The organism is Pararhizobium sp. DWP1-1-3 (assembly GCF_049896125.1).
Classification (GTDB): Bacteria; Pseudomonadota; Alphaproteobacteria; order Rhizobiales; family Rhizobiaceae; genus Pararhizobium.
Genome location: NZ_JAFCTR010000014.1, coordinates 49,664 through 67,401 on the forward strand (window position 1 = coordinate 49,664; position 17,738 = coordinate 67,401).

Sequence of the window (17,738 nt, forward strand, 5' to 3'; positions counted from 1 at the left end):
TGGGGATTGCAGCGCAAGCGCGTTTCTCTTCCAGGTCCGCTTCACATCAGTCGGGTCAAGCGGGTACGGCTAGCCAAGATCGAGACGCATGACAAGGGCGCCGGTTTTGGCGCCGTTAATATCTTGATAATATGCACGTCTCTCACCAACCTTGGCAAAGCCGAGTTTCCGGTAGAGAGCGATGGCGGCAATATTGGTCTCGTCAACTTCAAGAAAAACCGCTTCGGCCGCCTGATCGCGCGCCTCGCGCAACGCGGCCCGCATCAAACGCCAACCAAGACCGAGGCGCGAAAATCGTGGATCGATACCGATCGTCAGGATTTCCGCCTCACCGCCCGCCACCCTCGACAGCACGAAGCCACCGACAAGCGGTTGCGTAATGAATGGTCGCGTATAGGCGTTGTTCTGACGGGCGATGAAGCCGAAAACGGTGTCCTGGATCAGCAGCGAATGCAGTTCGCCGTCGCTCCAGGCATGGGTAAAGCGCGATTTGTGGATCGCGGCTGCCTGCGGCAGATCAGCTGTTTCCAGGGCGAAGATTTCGAATTCCGGCTTGCGGACGAAATAGTCGGACAGCGACATCTTATGCTCGCGCCACCGCAAAACCGGCCTGCGACTTGACGTCGGGACCCCGCAGATAGAGCGGGCTCGGCTTGCCGCGCGAAGGATCGGCTATGGCACCCAGGCGGGCGACAAGACGGATGTCGGTCAGATCCGTTTGCGCGGTGTTTTCCGGCGGGTTGTCCTTCAGATGCCTGGTGGCGGTGCCGCAGATGAGGCCGTCGAAATCGGCAAACAGTCTTTGGGCCTCTGGAATTTCAAGCATCAGCGCTTCACTGCGCGGCCTGCCGTCGGCTTCAAAACTCTGGCAATAAAGCTCGTCGCGCTTGGCATCGATCGTCGCCAATATGGCGCGTCCCGGATGCGTTTCTCGGGCAGATTCGGCGATGGCGGCAAGTGTTGTCACGCCGACGGCGGGCACGCCAAGCGCCAGGGAAAAACCACGCGCGGCAGCGACGCCGACACGGATACCGGTGAAGGAACCGGGGCCGACGGTGACGGCGATGCGGTCGATATCCGCAAGTACCTTGCCACAGGCCGCCAGCGCCTCATCGATAAAGCCCATCAGTTGCTCGGCGTGGCCACGGCCGATATCGGCGCCGGCAGAGGCCAGAACCATGTCGTTGCCGCTGTCATAAACCGCAGCAAAACAACCCGTCCCAGCCGTGTCGATGGCCAGGACGATCATGCTTTTTCAACTTTGATGGATAGTCGCGGCACGGATGAACGCTCGCTCAGACGGCTTCGACCGCCTGCACTTCGGGGATGAAATGATGCAAAAGGTTCTGCACGCCGTGCTTCAACGTTGCCGTCGAGGACGGGCAGCCGGCGCATGCGCCCTTCATGTTGAGGAAAACCGTGCCGTCGCGAAAACCCTTGAAGGTGATGTCGCCACCATCCTGGGCCACGGCCGGACGAACGCGGGATTCCAGCAATTCCTTGATGGTCGCGACAATGGTCTCGTCGCCCTCATCGAAGAACTCGCCGTCCTGATCGCTTTCTTCAGCGCGCGTATGGACTGCCATCACCGGCTGGCCGGACATGAAATGTTCCATGATCGAGCCGAGGATAGCAGGCTTCAGGTGCTGCCATTCCTGCGCTTCCTTGGTGACGGTGATAAAATCATAGCCGAAATAGACGCCGGTCACGCCGGGGATCATGAACAGGCGCGCAGCGAGAGCCGATCCGGCTGCAGCTTCTTCCTCATCGCGGAATTCCGCCGTGCCATTTTCCATCACCACCTTACCCGGCAGGAATTTCAGCGTGGCGGGGTTCGGCGTGGCTTCGGTCTGGATGAACATGTTTTCGCTCCGCGTCGGCCGGGATCGCGTTCAACCAGCCTGTTTAGAATTGTTCAAAAGAATATAAGCCGTTTGGACGGCGGCTTCAAGATGCGTGGGCCAGCGTTTCGGCCGCCCAGGATCAATTCCGTTGATCCTGGCATTAACGGCAGGGCTCAGCTCAGCGCGTCGATTTCCTCGTCCGTCAGCAAATCCGGTATCACCGTCACCGGAATCGGGAAAGCCGCAGTTTTACCGGCAATCGACGACACCAGCGGACCGGGGCCATCCTTGGCGGAACCGGCGGCCAGCACGAGGATGGCGATATCGCGATCCTCCTCGATTAGGCTGTAGATCTGATCGGTTGCGCCACCTTCACGGATGACCATTTCCGGCTCGATCCCGATCGTTTCGCGCACAGTCTGGGCGATCTTGGCAAGCGTTGCCTCGGCTTCGGCGCGGGCTTCCGCCCGCATGATGCCCTCGACACCCAGCCATTGCTGGAAGTCTGCGTCGGCAATGACATAAAGCAGAACAAGACCGCCATTGGAGTTTTTGGCGCGCATGCCGGCATAGTGGACAGCGCGGCCGCATTCCGGGGTATCGTCGATCACCGCCATGAATTTGCGGCGGTGACCTTCCAGTCTTGAGAGTCGCGTTGAAACCATGAGGCGACTCTTACACCCGATATTTTTGGCTGCAAGGTTTCTTTTGCGGCGAATTATTGCAGAAAGCCGACGATTTCCCGGACCTGTTTCATCGTCACTTCCGCCCGTGCCCGTGCCCGCTCGCCACCATCACGCAGGATGCCGTCGATATGGGTGGTGTCATCCATCAAGCGGCGCATTTCGCCGGAAATCGGCGCAAGAACAGTGACCGCCAGATCGACCAGAGCCGGCTTGAACACCGAGAACTGCTGTCCGCCGAATTCTGCGAGCACCTCGGCCTTGGTCTTGTCGGACAGGGCTGCATAGATGCCGACGAGATTATCGGCTTCCGGGCGGCCCTTCAGGCCATCGACTTCGCTCGGCAGGGCATCCGGATCGGTCTTTGCCTTGCGGATCTTCTTCGAGATCGTCTCGGCATCGTCCATCAGGTTGATGCGCGACAGGTCGGAAGCGTCCGACTTCGACATCTTCTTGGTGCCATCGCGCAGCGACATGACGCGCGGCGCCGGACCGCCGATCAGGGGCTCGACCATCGGAAAATAGGCATGCACCGGCTCATCGCCGACCTTGATATCAACACCGTAATCGGTCCGGCGGATATGGTCGCTGAAATCGATGTTGAACTTCTGAGCAATATCGCGGGCGAGCTCCAGATGCTGCTTCTGGTCGTCGCCGACCGGCACATGCGTACCGCGGTACACGAGAATGTCTGCAGCCATCAGGCTCGGATAGGCGAGCAGGCCCAGCGAAACCTGCTCGGCATTCTTGCCGCCGGACTTGTCCTTGAATTGGGTCATCCGCTCCATCCAGCCGATACGGGCGACGCAGTTGAAAATCCACGCGAGCTCGGCATGCTGAGGCACGGCGGACTGGTTGAAGACGATGTGCTTCTTCGGATCGATGCCGGCTGCAATGAAGGCGGCAGCGATCGAGCGGATCTGGTTGCGCAAATCGTCATGAACCAGCTGTGCGGTCAGCGAATGCAGATCAACGACGCAATAGATGCAGTCGTTGTTTTCCTGCAGCGCCACGAACTTGCGGATCGCGCCGAGATAATTGCCGAGATGGAGATTGCCTGTCGGCTGAACGCCGGAAAAAACGAGCGGCTTGAAGTCTGACATCGTGTCCTCATTCGGGCTTGTGGAGGGCCCGGCCTCTGTTGCTGTTGGCGGCTTATGCACATTGGAACAGCGGCGATCAAGAGGCGTGCGGTCGACGCCGGCGGCAAATTCCCTGCAGAGTGGAGGAACGGCCTGCCAAGATATTGAAACCAAAGATCCAATTTGGAATTTTTTCCTCTAATATTCCATTAGAATTAACAAGTATGGCGCCAATACGGCATAGCTCTTTAGAGCTAGAAGAAGAAAATTTCATAAAATTGCTTCATTTCGGATGAATTTACCAATTTGTCACCGCAACCAGGTTCTCAGCCGAGCTCGTTCCGCTGTACTGCGCACTCCAATAGCGCGGCGAACCAACATCTGGATGGGGCCTGCTCCAAAAAGGACACCGAGCAGAGCCATGCCAAGAGGATTGTCATGCGCAACCTACTATCGCTCGCGCTTGCGTGCCTGCTCGCCGTTTCCAATTTCGCCGTCGCCGAAGCCAAGGACGACCGTCCGCGTAAAGTGAGGCTTCCCGTGCACAGCAGAACCACGGCCTATGCCGTCCAGACCGTATCGGTCAAAACCGGCTGCTTTTCCCCGCGTCTCGAGGGCATACTGGCACATATCGCTGCGAAAACCGGACGCCGGCCGTTGGTCACCTCCGGCCACCGGCCGCGCTCACACCGTTCCGGTTCGATGCACCGGTTTTGCCAGGCAGCGGATATCCGCGTGTCCGGTATTTCGGATAGCGCAATCATCGCGGCGGCGAAAACAGCACCGGGCATTGGCGGTATCGGCCGCTATTGCAACGGTATCATTCATGTCGATACCGGGTCCCGGCGCCAGTGGACTTATTGCGGCAAATCGAAACGCCACTTCCTCAGCGCCAAGCGCCGTTCCGGAAAGCGGGCTTGAAGCCTGCTGCTCGCCTCACGTATCCGTTGGCGGCGGTGTCTTGGCGGCACCCTTGCGCTTGATGTTTCGCCGGATCATCGACAGGTCTGCTCCGCCGATCAGGAAAGCGACGGCGAAATAGACGACCATCGAGACGCCGATCAAAATTCCGAGCGCACCCAGTTTCGTCCAGAACGGCGACCCTGACGCCAATGAGACGGCGAACACACTGCGCAGATAATAGAGAACGCCACCCATGATCGACGCGGCAACAATCAGCAGAACCGTGCGGCGCAGCAGCGCCCATTCCCACATCAGATGACCGCGCCGCAGCAGCGTGACGAAGAGCAGGACCGTGCTGATCCATCCGGCCGTGGCTTCGGCAACCGCGATGCCCGGCGCACCCAAGCGGGGAAACAGCGTGATTGCCAGAGCGCAATTGGCAGCAACGGCAACGGCCGAGAAGCGCATCGGCGTCTTGGTATCCTCGCGCGCGTAAAAACCCGGCTGCAGCGCCTTGATCAGCACGAAGGCCGGCAGGCCGATACCGTATATGGCAAGGATGGAGCCGACGACGGCGGTATTGCCGGCATGGAAGGCACCGCGTTCGAACAGCACCCGAATGATCTCGTCGGAGAGAATCCACAGGGCGATGGCAGCCGGAATGGTGAGGAACAGCACGAACTCGATTGACCGGTTCTGCAGGTTTCCGGCCTCGCGCAGATGGCCGCCTTTCAGCGCCCGCGACAGTTCCGGTAGCAGCACGACGCCGACAGCGACCCCGACAACACCAAGCGGAAGCTGATAGATACGGTCGGCATATTGCAGCGCGGCGATGGCACCATCCTGCGCCGAGGCGATTGCCTGGCCGATCAACTGGTTGATCTGGGTGATACCACCGGTGATGGCAGCTGGGACCGCCAGGATCAGCAGGCGCTTGACGTTGGGCGTGATGCGGGGAAACCTGAGGCCGATGCTCATGCCGGCATGAAGGACGCCGAGATAGACGACGCCAAGCTGCAGCACGCCTGCCACCATGACGCCCCAGGACAGATACCAGGCGGTCGCCAACGGATCGGCACCGGTGTAGAGCGCGTAAAACAGGGCGCCGATCATCACGACGTTGAGGAAAATCGGAGCGACGGCGGCGGCGAAGAAGTGGTGCAGCGAATTGAGCATGCCGCTCATCATCGCGGTCAGCGACATGCACATGAGATAGGGGAACATCACCATCGCCATGCGCACGGTGAGAGCTGATTTCTCGGCATCATCGGCAAAACCGGGCGCGATGACGAAGCGCACCAGAAGGGGCATCGACAGTTCCATCGCGATGGTGATCAGCAGCAGCACCGTGAACAGAACGCCGAACACTTCCTCGGAGAAACGCTTGGCGCCGTCCGTGCCGTTGGCTTCGATCTCCTTGGAAAACAGCGGCACGAAGGCGGCGTTGAAGGCGCCTTCGGCAAAGAGGCGGCGGAACAGGTTGGGGAACCGGAACGCCGCATAAAAGACATCGGCCATCGGGCCGGTCCCAAGTGCCGCCGCCATCAGCATTTCACGGGCGAAACCGAAGATGCGGCTGCCGAGCGTGGCGCCGCCGACGGTCATGAATTTCTTGACGAGGCTCATGATTCTGCCTTGGATTTTTTAGCACCGGTGACGGAGCGCGTGTGCTGCGGCGCGATCATGCCGGAGGGCATGCGGTCGCGCATCTCGTCCGCCTCGTCCGACATCACGGCCTTCAGCCGCGCGACGATATTACTCTGCCGGCTCTCATTGGTGATCTTCTGGCCGACAAGGTCGGTGACATAGAACGTGTCGATGACCTTCTCCCCAAAAGTGGTGATATGCGCCGAGGCGATATCGAGCGACAGGTCGGAGAGCACGGCGGTGACCTCCGACAACAGGCCGGTGCGATCGAGGCACTCGACCTCGATGACGGTGAACTTGTTCGACAGGCTGTTGCTGATGGTGACGGCCGGCGGCACCGTGAACGCCCTGTTGCGCTTGCGGTGTTTCGTGCGGCTGGCGATCACTTCCGGCAGGCGCTTCTTGCCCGACAGCACGTCCTCGATCATCTTGCCGATATTCCCCGCCCGGCGCATCTCGTCGTCATCGACCGGAAACTCGCGGGTGATCAGGATCGTATCCAGCGCCCGGCCGTCGGAGGTGGTGAAAATCTGCGCATCGACGATATTGGCCCCGGCGGCGGCACAGGCGCCCGCGATGACGGCAAGCAAACGCGGATGGTCCGGCGACAGGATGGTGATCTCGGTGATGGCGTGGAACTGGTGCGTGCGCACCATCGTTGCCAAAGCACGGCCGGTCTTGTCGGCCTCGCGAATGAAGCGGGCATGGCGCAGCTGGTCTTCGAGCGGCACCGACAGCAGATAAGGCTGGTAGTGCAGCTTGGTATAGGTCTCACGATCCTTCTGGCTCCAGTCGGACAGAGCCTCAAACAGCACATCGGCCGCATGCGCCGCACGCTCCTTGCGCGGCAGATCGGAAAAACCGCCGGACAAAAGCAGTTCAGTCTCGTAGTACAGCGTGCGCAGCAGCTGGCCCTTCCAGCCGTTCCACACACCGGGCCCGACGGCACGGATATCGGCGATGGTCAGGATCAAAAGCATCTTCAGGCGGTCGAGCGATTGAACCTTTTCGGTAAAATCGATGATCGTCTTGCGGTCGTTGAGGTCCCGCGTCTGTGCGACCATCGACATGGTCAAATGCTCTTCGATCAGCCACGCCACCGTTTCGGTCTGCTTGGGCGTCATGCCAAAGCGCGGGCAGAGTTTTCGGGCAACCTTGGCACCGGCAGTCGAATGATCTTCCGGACGGCCCTTGGCGACGTCGTGCAGAAGAACCGCAACGAACAAGGCGGTGCGATCCTCGACGCCCGGCATCAGCTTGACGGCCAGTGGATGCAGTTCCTCGTCACGGCCCTGATCGATCCGTGACAACACATCGACGGCGCGCAGCAGATGCTCGTCAACGGTATAGTGGTGATACATGTTGAACTGCATCAGCGAGACGATCTTGCCGAATTCAGGGATGAAGCGGCCGAGCACACCGGCTTCGTTCATCCGTCGCAGGATCAGCTCCGGATCGCGGCGCGAGGTCAGCATCGACATGAACAGCCGGTTGGCTTCTTCATTGTCGCGCACCGCGGGGGTGATCAGGCCGAGCGACCGGGTGACCTGCTTCAAGGCGGCGGGATGGAACTCCAAGCCGTTGATATCGGCCACGTGGAAGATGCGGATCAGGTTTATCGGGTCGCGCTTGAAAATATCCGGGCTTGCCAGCGCGATACGGCCGCCGTCATCGACGAATTCCAGGGTGCCGGCGATCTTGCGGATGCGGTGGGTGAAGCGGCTGAGCGCGGCGGTGAAGCCCGGAAGCTGCTTGGCCTGCTGGTCTTCCAGTGCCGCACAGAAGATACGGGTGAGATCGCCGACACTCTTGGCGACCAGGAAATAGTGCTTCATGAAGCGCTCCACGGCGGTCATGCCGGGGTGGTCGTGATAGCCGAGGCTTTCGGCAATCTCGCGCTGAATATCGAAGGACAGCCGCTCTTCCGCCTTGCCGGTCAGGAAGTGCATATGGCAGCGCACCGCCCAGAGGAAATCGTCGGCCTTCTGGAAAAGCTGATATTCCTGACGCGACAGCACGCCGAGCTTGATCAGATCGGCAGAATCCTTCACCCGGTAGAAATATTTGGCGATCCAGAACAGCGTGTGGATATCACGCAGGCCGCCCTTGCCTTCCTTGACGTTCGGCTCGACCAGATAGCGCGTGTCGCCAGCCTTGCGGTGGCGCTCGTCACGCTCGGCAAGCTTGGCGGCGATGAAGTCGGGGCCGGTATTCTTGACGATCTCGGTATCGAAGCGGGTCTCAAGCTCGTCGGCCAGCTCCTTCGAGCCGCAGATATAGCGGGTTTCGAGGATGGCGGTGCGGATGGTCATGTCGCCGCGCGACAGCCGGATGCACTCTTCGATCGTCCGCGTTGCATGCCCAACCTTGAATCCGAGATCCCACAGGATATAGAGCATGAATTCGATGGCGGGCTCGGCCCAGACGGCCTTCTTCACCGGCAGCAGGAAAAGAAGGTCTATATCCGACCCCGGCGCCAGCGTGCCGCGGCCATAACCGCCGACTGCGGTGACGGAGATGCGTGTCCACGGCTGCGCGTTGGCGGCGTTGAAAACCTCGTTGAGGACGAAATCATGCAGGACGGTGATCAGCTGGTCCTGCAGCCAGGAAATCCGCTCGGAGCATTTCAGCCCGCTGCCATCCTTGAGCAACAGTTCATGGGCCTTTTCACGGCCGGCCAGATTGGCTTGCTTGAACGCTGCCAGCAGCGCCTGACGCATCATGTCGCGGTGTTCCGCATGCGCCGAAGCGATGAAACTGCACTTGGCCCTGAGTGCCGCGACATTCAGGATATCGGGAAATGACGTCTCATGTATGGTCATCAAAGGCCGACCGTCTTCCTGTCCGGCAGGCTCGGCGAGCCGCTGCTTTTGCATGCGCTATAGACCTTTTGTCCGAGAATGGACAGGACTGTAGCGGTCAAGAATTGCCAAGTTGTTTCTTCAACGCGTAGAGCGCATCCATGGCCTCCCGTGGCGTCATATCATCGGGATTGAGGCTTTTCAAAGCTTCTTCCACCTTGGATGGACCGGCCTTGACGCGCTCCTCGCGGCGGATGGCCACCTGGAACAGCGGCAGGTCGTCGATCAGCTGGCTGGCCGGGTTCTTGCGGTCGGCATCTTCGAGTTTTGCCAGCACATCCTTGGCACGCGCAACGACGGAGGCGGGCAGGCCGGCAAGGCGCGCGACCTGGATGCCGTAGGAACGATCGGCAGCACCGGGTCCGACTTCATGCAGGAAGATGACGTCGCCATCCCATTCCTTGACGCGCATGGTGGCATTCGACAGGCGCTCGAGCTTTTCGGACAGGACCGTCAATTCGTGGAAATGCGTGGCGAACAATCCGCGGCAACGGTTGCCCTCATGCAGATGCTCGACCGAGGCCCAGGCAATCGACAGGCCGTCGAAGGTGGCGGTACCGCGGCCGATTTCGTCGAGGATGACGAGCGAACGATCGGTCGCCTGATTGAGGATCGCCGCCGTCTCGACCATTTCGACCATGAAAGTCGAGCGGCCACGGGCGAGATCATCGGACGCGCCGACGCGCGAGAACAGCCGGTCAACGATGCCTATATGAGCCGATGTGGCGGGCACGAACGCACCCATCTGCGCCATGATGGCGATCAGGGCGTTCTGGCGCAGGAACGTCGATTTACCGCCCATATTGGGACCGGTCAAAAGCCAGATAGCGCCATCGCCCTCGCCGTCATGCGGCGACAGATCGCAGGCATTGGCGACAAAGGCTGCACCCGACTGGCGGCGCAGCGCCTGTTCGACGACCGGGTGGCGGCCACCATCGATGGCAAACATTTTCGACATATCGACCAGCGGACGGCAATAGGCCTGTTCCTCGGCAAGCGTTGCCAGACCTGCCGACACGTCCACGACGGCCAGCGCAAGCGCTGCCGCCTTGATCGCTTCGGCTTGCGCCACGACCATGGCCGACAGCCTGTCGAAGGCTTCGAGCTCGATGGTCAGCGCCCGGTCGGCTGCATTGGCAATCTTGGTTTCGAGATCGGAGAGTGCCGTCGTGGTGAAGCGCATGGCATTGGCCATGGTCTGGCGATGGATGAAGCGGGCCTTGGCCTCCGGGGTATCGGTCATCGGCCCGGCATTGCCCTGGGTCACCTCGATGAAATAGCCGAGCACATTGTTGTACTTGATCTTCAGCGACTTGATGCCGGTTTCTTCTGCATAGTCGAGCTGCAGCCCGGCGATTACCCGGCGCGACTGGTCGCGCAGCGCCCGCATCTCGTCGAGTTCGGCGCTGGCGCCATCGCGCAGGAAACCGCCGTCACGTTTCAACAGCGGCAGCTCATCGCCGAGAATGGCCGCCAGTTCTACGACCATATCCTGCGGCAGCGCGCTGACCGCTTGACGGGCGGCACCCAGCTCTTGCGAAAGATCGCCGCGGCCGAGCAGGCCGGCAACTTCGATTGCAGACTGACATCCCGCAAGGATGCTGCCGAGATCACGTGGACCGCCACGGCCGAGCGACAGGCGCGACAAAGCGCGCGGCATGTCTGGCACGTGTTTCAGCGCGGCCCGCAGGTCGCTGCAGAACGACGGCTGTTCGGCAAGTGCGGAGATGGAATCGAGCCGGGCGTTGATCCGCTCGGGATCCGTCAGCGGCGACATCAGCCGTTCGGCAAGCAGGCGAGCGCCGCCGCCGGTGACGGTACGATCCAGCGCCTTCAACAGCGTACCGTTTCGATCGCCGGACTGGGTTTTCACCAGTTCGAGATTGGTGCGGGTGGCGGGATCGATGAACAGTGTCGAGGCCGCACTTTCGCGTTCCGGCGCACCCAAAGGCGGACGTTCGGCAAACTGGGTCTTTTCGACATAGGAGATTGCGGCAGACGCAGCGGCGAGTTCGGCGCGCGAAAAGCTGCCGAAGCCGTCGAGTGTCTTGACGCCATAATAGCGGGTGACGCGGTTTTCCGCCGTGGCGCTATCGAACAGCACGGCCGGTTGCGGAACCGCGATGCGGCCGAGAACATCGATGACCGGACGCATCTCCGGGTCATGAAAGACCGTATCGGCCAGGATCAGCTCGCGCGGCTCGATGCGCAGGATATCGGCGAGCAGCCGCGTCTCGGTGGTCTCGGCCAGCCGGAAGACGCCGGTGGAAATATCGATCCAGGCAAGCGCGATCGCCGGCTCCGTGCCGCGAACGCGGGCGAGCGCCATCAAGTAGTTGGATTCGAATGGCGACAGCAATTTGTCTTCGGTGATCGTGCCCGGCGTGACGAGGCGCACGACATCGCGTTTGACCACCGATTTTCCGCCGCGCTTCTTGGCTTCCGCCGGGTCTTCGACCTGTTCGCAGACGGCGACGCGAAAGCCGAGACCGATCAGCTTCTGTAGATAATCGTCGGCCGCGTGGACCGGCACGCCGCACATCGGGATATCCTGACCGAGATGCTGGCCACGCCGGGTCAACGTGATCCCGAGCGCCCGCGATGCTTCGACCGCATCCTGGAAGAACAGCTCGTAGAAATCGCCCATCCGGTAAAACAGGATCGAATCCGGATTGTTCGCCTTGATCTCGATGAACTGTTCCATCATCGGCGTGGCCGTGGCGCGGCTTTCCTCCGTCGCCAGTTGAGCGGCGGTCAGAACCTCGGGAGGGCGGGTGATTGGCTCGGCTACAAAAGTCATGCTGGTTCCAAAAAAGTGGTGCCACACTATCCATGCGCGTTTATAGAAGACAACACCAAAGCGGCTGAGGAGAGCCGTCGCCCACAAAAGGTTGGAGGACTTATGCCCGCAAACGACAAGCCCGGTCGCAGCACGACCAGCGTTACGGATCAGGAAGCGCTGGATTTCCATTCCCAGGGGCGGCCTGGGAAACTGGAGATTTCGCCGACCAAACCGATGGCGACGCAGCGCGATCTATCGCTTGCCTATTCGCCAGGGGTCGCCGTTCCGGTCAAGGCGATCGCCGCCGATCCCTCCAAGGCCTATGACTACACGACCCGCGGCAACATGGTGGCCGTCATTTCCAACGGTACGGCCATTCTGGGCCTCGGCAATCTCGGCGCACTCGCTTCCAAACCGGTGATGGAGGGCAAATCCGTGCTCTTCAAGCGGTTTGCCGATGTCGATTCGATCGACCTTGAAGTCGATACCGAAAATGTCGACGAGTTCATCAATTGCGTGCGGTTCCTCGGCCCATCCTTCGGCGGCATCAATCTGGAGGATATCAAGGCACCGGAATGTTTCATCATCGAGCAGAGGCTGCGCGAAGTGATGGATATCCCGGTCTTTCATGACGACCAGCACGGCACTGCGATCATCGCAGCCGCCGGCCTGATCAACGCGCTGACGCTGACCGGGCGCGACTTCAAGACGACCAAGCTGGTCTGCAATGGCGCCGGTGCAGCGGCAATCGCCTGTATCGAGCTGATCAAGTCGATGGGCTTCAACCCCGCCAACATCATTCTTTGCGACACCAAGGGCGTGATCTATCAGGGCCGCACCGAGGGCATGAACCAGTGGAAATCGGCGCACGCGGTGAAAACAGATCGCCGCACCCTGACGGAAGCCATGGATGGCGCCGACGTTGTTTTCGGTCTTTCACAAAAGGGCGCGCTGTCGGAGGAAATGATCCGCTCGATGGCGGACCGGCCGATCATCTTCGCGATGGCCAATCCCGATCCGGAGATCACCCCGGAAGAAGTCGCCCGCATCCGTGACGACGCGATCATGGCGACCGGACGCTCCGACTATCCCAACCAGGTCAACAATGTTCTCGGCTTTCCCTACATCTTCCGCGGCGCGCTAGACGTGCATGCCTCGACGATCAACGAGGAAATGAAGATTGCCGCGGCCCAGGCGCTGGCAAGTCTCGCCAAGGAAGACGTGCCGGACGACGTCGCCGCCGCCTACCAGGGCAACCGGCCGCGTTTCGGGCCGCAATATATCATCCCCGTGCCTTTCGATCCGCGCCTGATCTCGGCCATCCCTGTGGCCGTCGCCAAGGCTGCGATGGAGAGCGGCGTTGCCCGCAAGCAGATCCCCGATCTCGCCGCCTATGGACGGCAGCTGTCGGCCCGCCGCGACCCGATCGCCTCGACGCTGCAGCGTATCTACGAGCGCGTTCGCCGCCAGCCGAAGCGGATCGTCTTTGCCGAAGGCGAAGAGGTGCAGATGATGCGTTCGGCGCTTGCATACGCCAACCAGGAACTCGGCACCGCCATGCTGCTTGGCCGGGAAGACCGGATGCGCGAAACGGCGGAGCGCGAAGGCATCGATCTCGACCGGCCCGGCATCCAGCTCGTCAATGCCCGCATTTCCAAGCGCACCGGTGCCTATACCGATTATCTTTATGCTCGCCTGCAGCGGCAGGGTTACCTGTTTCGCGATGCACAGCGGCTGATCAACAACGACCGCAACCACTTCGCCGCCTGCATGGTGGCACTGGGCGACGCCGATGGCATGGTGACGGGCATTACCCGCAACTATTCCACGGCACTGGACGACGTTCGCCGCTGTATCGATCCAAAACCCGGCCACCGGGTGATCGGCGTGTCGCTGGCGCTCTGCCGCGGCCGGACGGTGCTGGTTGCGGATACCGCAGTTCACGACATGCCGTCTGCGGATGAACTGGCCGACATCGCAGAAGAGGCCGCAGGCCTTGCACGCCGCCTCGGCTATGTGCCGCGCGTCGCATTGCTCGCCTATTCGACCTTTGGCCATCCCTCCGGAGAGCGTTCGGAGCGGGTGCGCGAAGCGGTCAAGCTCCTCGACAAACGCCGCGTCGATTTCGAGTATGACGGCGAGATGGCGGCGGATGTGGCGCTGAACGCCAAGGTGATGGAACAGTATCCGTTCTGCCGCCTGTCCGGACCGGCCAATGTGCTGGTCATGCCGGCATTCCATTCGGCATCGATCTCGACAAAGATGCTTCAGGAACTCGGTGGAGCGACCGTTATAGGCCCGCTGCTCGTCGGCCTCGACAAATCGGTCCAGATTGTCTCGATGTCCGCCAAGGATTCCGACATCGTCAACATGGCAGCACTTGCGGCACATAACGCCAACAGTTGAGCCAAATGAAAACCCGCCTTGGAAAATACCGAGGCGGGTTTCATTTCGCGCAATATCAGACTTGATTTAAAACAGCCAAGATCAATACTCGATACACAGCATCGGAACACTTATCAAAAGCCTCCATCAACATGCGATTTGTATTAGCATTAGCTAAACTGTGTCAAGTTAACTCTCGGTAACCTTTGCGCCCGAGCATTCAGCTTGCGAAACGGCCAGCGTCGGCGCCGTAATAGTTCAGGTAGCGGCCGGAAATATTGGTGATCGGCAAAACGATCAGCACGTCGGTGGTGCGGAAAGCGTGATCGACCACGGCACCGTCGCCGACCATGGCGCCCAGACGCATGTAACCCTTGATCAGCGGCGGCAAAGCGGCAAGCGCCTTGCGCATGTTGATGGCTTCGACCGGCATCAGGTCCATGGTGCGGTAGAGTTCCGGGCGGGCAGACACGTCCCACTCACCGCGCACGACCATGTTGTGGTGCAGGAAGGACAGAGCCAATGCGTGCTCTTCAGGAATGACGCCTGGAAACGAGCCGCAGCCGAACATGGCATCGACGCCGTATTTCAGCGCATAGGCCCAGTTGCCCTGCCACAGAAGTTCGACGGTGCGCTTGGTGCGGTATTCCGGCAGGACGCAGGAACGCCCGAGTTCCATGAACTTCTTGTCCGGATGGCGCTCCAGCAGCGATCCAACCGAAAACTCCGAAGCCGAATAAAAACCACCGGTACGGGCAGCGATGTCCTGGCGAAGCAGGCGATAGGTTCCGACGATCTGGTCTTCGGGATCGCCTTCGATGGACGTATCGAGAACCAAGAGGTGATCGCAGACCAGATCCCAGGCATCTGCGTCGCGTTTGCGGCGATCGGCGTCCTGGGGAATCTGCGCCTTCATCTCCTCGACGAAGACCCGGTATCGGACAGCCTGCGCGGCATCGATCTCGGACGCGTTGCGGGCCAGCCGTGTCTCAAGGTTGCCGATACGGCCGAGTATGTCATGCGCCGGGGCATTGACGCCCCGGACACGGGTCTGCGGCTGTTCAACCGCCACAACCATATCCAGAGTTTCGATTGTCATCGTACGTCATCCTAGTCGCTTTGAACCTGTCCGGCTTAAACCATGTTTCTGCGACAGGATAGTGACATCGGCGAGCCAAGAAAACAGTGGAAATCACGGAGCGAGCAGGCGATTGATCTCTGCGGTCAGCGCCTTCGGATCGGCGGGTTTCGACAGCACGGCGTTTGCTCCGGCAGCCATGAGTTTCTGCCGCGTCTCGAGTTGCGTATCGGACGTCAGGATGATGACCGGGACGGGTCTGCTGCCGGACTGGCGCTCATGCTGGCGCAGGCGCTCCAGCATCGACAGCCCATCACCGCCCGGCATGTTCAGATCGCTGATGATCAACTCCGGCGCGATACGCACGGCAGCCGGCGCATCGAACAAGGTGACGGCAAGCGCAGCGAAATCATCGACGACCCGAACGGTGTGGCCCGCCCGCTCCAGCACGGAACGCACCATCAGGGCATTGATCGGATCATCCTCGGCGAGAAGCACGCCGCCTTGGCCCGGCATCTGGCGCAGTGCGGGGACCTCACGCAGCATCGGGCGGTTGTCGTTAATCGCATCGCGCACTTCCATTCCTTTCATGCGGCCGCGCAGCACCTCGACCAGCGACTTTTCCCGCAGCGGCCTGATCAGCCAGGCATGGTAACCGTCCATCTGGTTGATCTGCCGGCCGTTGCGCTCTTCCGGATTGATCAGATAGGTCTTGCGAAGCTTCTGGTGTTCGAGGCCGGGCATCTGCGCCAGCAGGCGGCGGAACTGCGCAGCGTGGCGATGATCGACGATGATGTCGGTCAGGGGCATCCCCGTTGACATCGCCCGCACAGCGGCGGCTTGCGCATCCTCTATCGTTCCGGCGCGTTCGCAGAAGCCGCCGAGCGTCAGGATCGTCGCAGACAGCGCTGCGGATGCCGGACCGGCCGGTGCCATGACCAGAACACGGGACATGCCCAGCACGTCTTTTCTGGCGAGGGAGGCGTTGGCGAGATCGCACCCAAGGGCGGGGAAGCGGATTTCAAACGTGCTGCCTTGGGCGGGAACGCTGGAAAGCGTCAGGGAGCCGCCAAATTCCTCCATGATCCGGCGCGAGATGGCGAGGCCGAGGCCGGCGCCGCCGGCGCGCTGGGCGCTGGCGCCCGCTTGCTCGAACTCGTCGAATATCCGCGCCTGTTCCTGGGCGGTCATGCCTGGACCGCTGTCATCGATGCTGATGACGATCATTTCGCGTTCCAGCGCGGCACTGACGAGCACACCGCCAGCATGAGTGAATTTGACAGCATTGCCGATGACGTTGAACAAAACCTGTCGCAGACGGGCCGCGTCGAAATCCATCAGGCCCGGCACATCCGCGGCAATGGTGGCGCCGATCTCGATACCCTTTTCATGGGCCCGGTGCGACAGCATCTCGACAACGCTCTCGATTGTTTCCCGCAAGGGTTCCGGCGTTGGGCGCAATTGGAACCTGCCAGCCTCAATCGACGAAAAATCGAGCAGATCGTCAACCAGTTGCACCAGCGCATGGCCCGATTCACGCATCCCGGCGAGATAGTTCTTCTGCTCGCTCGTCAGCCGCGTCTGGCTGATGAGATGGCTCATGCCGAGAATGCCCGACAGCGGCGTGCGGATTTCGTGGCTGACGGTCGCCAGCAATCTCGACTTCGCCTGGCTTGCGCGTTCGGCGCGGCGGCGCGCCTCCTCGCTTTCGCGGGCGATCCGGCTTTCCTCGGTGACGTCGCGGGCGATACTGTGCAGCATGAAGACACCGCTTGCCGGCTCGCGGGCGATCACATCATGCCAGTCGAATATTTTTGACCCCGCATCGGTCAAGATGCGGACTCGGTAGCGATCGGGGGCCGATGCCGGTTCGAATTCGATCCCGAGCGCCTCGCAGGTCCGGCCTTCCGGCTTCAGCCATCCGGTCAGCCGGCAAAACACCGAATTGGCCTGGACGATCTTGCCGCCCGGTTCGCGAATGATGGCGATATCGCCGAGCGCGTCGTGGATGGTGGACAGAAGCTGCGACGTCTCGCTGCGCTCCCAGCGGCTATCGCTGGCTTTTTCTTCCCGGACACGTCCCTTGGCGGCGGCGGGCCTGACGCTGGATCCGTACCAATCCTTGAGCAACAGGGCGGCGCCGGTGACGCCGGCAACGGCAAGACCGGCCGAAAGCAGATAGAACCCGGCGTCGATGCCGGTGCCGAGAATGGCGGCAGAACCCAGAAGACCGGTGCCGGCCAAGGCCGGTTTCAGCGCCGGATAACGCTCCTTGGAAGCATTGAAGCCATCCTCCGGATCCAGCGAATGCGGATCATCGGCAAGGGGCGCCTTGGATACACGCCTGTTGTTCAGCGTACGCTTCGGCGCGCTGAATTCGGTGGCAATCCGTTTTCTCAGGTTTGGCAGGTCGCTCATGACGCTTGCCCTAGCACGGCAAGCGTTTTGATTGGCTTCAGCCGGTCTCTAAGAT

12 protein-coding genes are annotated in these 17,738 nt (G+C 61.0%); 2 read left to right on the forward strand and 10 right to left on the reverse strand.

The annotated features are described in order from the left end of the window. Positions 1-69 precede the first annotated feature (69 nt). The 5 genes from ACP7BS_RS23285 to trpS form a co-directional block, all read right to left on the reverse strand. Positions 70-582, reverse strand: a complete 513-nt coding sequence (locus ACP7BS_RS23285; RefSeq protein ID WP_426239997.1) for a GNAT family N-acetyltransferase — start codon at positions 580-582, stop codon at positions 70-72. Between the two features lies 1 nt (position 583). Continuing rightward, the gene (gene tsaB / locus ACP7BS_RS23290) at positions 584-1,249 is read right to left on the reverse strand and encodes a tRNA (adenosine(37)-N6)-threonylcarbamoyltransferase complex dimerization subunit type 1 TsaB (RefSeq protein ID WP_426239998.1); all 666 of its coding nucleotides are present in this window, start codon (positions 1,247-1,249) and stop codon (positions 584-586) included. Positions 1,250-1,295: 46 nt separating this feature from the next. Then, on the reverse strand, positions 1,296-1,862 hold the full coding sequence (locus tag ACP7BS_RS23295; protein ID WP_113313971.1) for a NifU family protein: 567 nt from the start codon (positions 1,860-1,862) through the stop codon (positions 1,296-1,298). Positions 1,863-2,017: 155 nt separating this feature from the next. Next, positions 2,018-2,509: a universal stress protein gene (locus ACP7BS_RS23300; RefSeq protein WP_037104521.1), complete on the reverse strand. Its 492-nt coding sequence runs from the start codon at positions 2,507-2,509 to the stop codon at positions 2,018-2,020. 53 nt (positions 2,510-2,562) lie between these two features. Further along, positions 2,563-3,630: a tryptophan--tRNA ligase gene (gene trpS, locus ACP7BS_RS23305; RefSeq protein ID WP_426239999.1), complete on the reverse strand. Its 1,068-nt coding sequence runs from the start codon at positions 3,628-3,630 to the stop codon at positions 2,563-2,565. Positions 3,631-4,047: 417 nt separating this feature from the next. On the opposite strand from trpS, the gene ACP7BS_RS23310 reads away from it, so the two are divergent. After that, complete coding sequence (locus ACP7BS_RS23310; protein ID WP_426240000.1) at positions 4,048-4,530, forward strand: YcbK family protein; 483 nt, start codon at positions 4,048-4,050, stop codon at positions 4,528-4,530. Between the two features lie 15 nt (positions 4,531-4,545). On the opposite strand, the gene murJ is transcribed toward ACP7BS_RS23310, so the two are convergent. The 3 genes from murJ to mutS all read right to left on the reverse strand — a co-directional run bounded on the left by murJ (position 4,546) and on the right by mutS (position 11,820). Continuing rightward, positions 4,546-6,138: a murein biosynthesis integral membrane protein MurJ gene (murJ, locus tag ACP7BS_RS23315; RefSeq protein ID WP_426240001.1), complete on the reverse strand. Its 1,593-nt coding sequence runs from the start codon at positions 6,136-6,138 to the stop codon at positions 4,546-4,548. After that, entirely contained in the window at positions 6,135-8,981 is a 2,847-nt protein-coding gene (locus ACP7BS_RS23320; protein ID WP_426240002.1) for a [protein-PII] uridylyltransferase, read from the reverse strand. Before ACP7BS_RS23320 ends, murJ begins: the two co-directional genes overlap by 4 nt. A 97-nt stretch (positions 8,982-9,078) precedes the next feature. Beyond that, positions 9,079-11,820 carry a DNA mismatch repair protein MutS gene (gene mutS / locus ACP7BS_RS23325; protein ID WP_426240003.1) on the reverse strand — a complete coding sequence of 914 codons (2,742 nt, stop codon included), beginning with the start codon at positions 11,818-11,820 and terminating at the stop codon, positions 9,079-9,081. A 102-nt stretch (positions 11,821-11,922) separates the two neighbouring features. Here mutS and ACP7BS_RS23330 point away from each other — a divergent pair, with 102 nt between their 5' ends. Beyond that, positions 11,923-14,208 carry an NADP-dependent malic enzyme gene (locus tag ACP7BS_RS23330; protein WP_426231144.1) on the forward strand — a complete coding sequence of 762 codons (2,286 nt, stop codon included), beginning with the start codon at positions 11,923-11,925 and terminating at the stop codon, positions 14,206-14,208. Positions 14,209-14,407: 199 nt separating this feature from the next. Here the strand turns inward: ACP7BS_RS23330 and ACP7BS_RS23335 are convergent, their stop codons facing one another. Beyond that, a complete protein-coding gene (locus tag ACP7BS_RS23335) occupies positions 14,408-15,286 on the reverse strand; it encodes a GNAT family N-acetyltransferase (protein WP_426240004.1) in 879 nt (292 codons plus the stop codon). A gap of 93 nt (positions 15,287-15,379) precedes the next feature. Continuing rightward, a complete protein-coding gene (locus ACP7BS_RS23340) occupies positions 15,380-17,683 on the reverse strand; it encodes an ATP-binding protein (RefSeq protein ID WP_426240005.1) in 2,304 nt (767 codons plus the stop codon). Positions 17,684-17,738 lie beyond the last annotated feature (55 nt).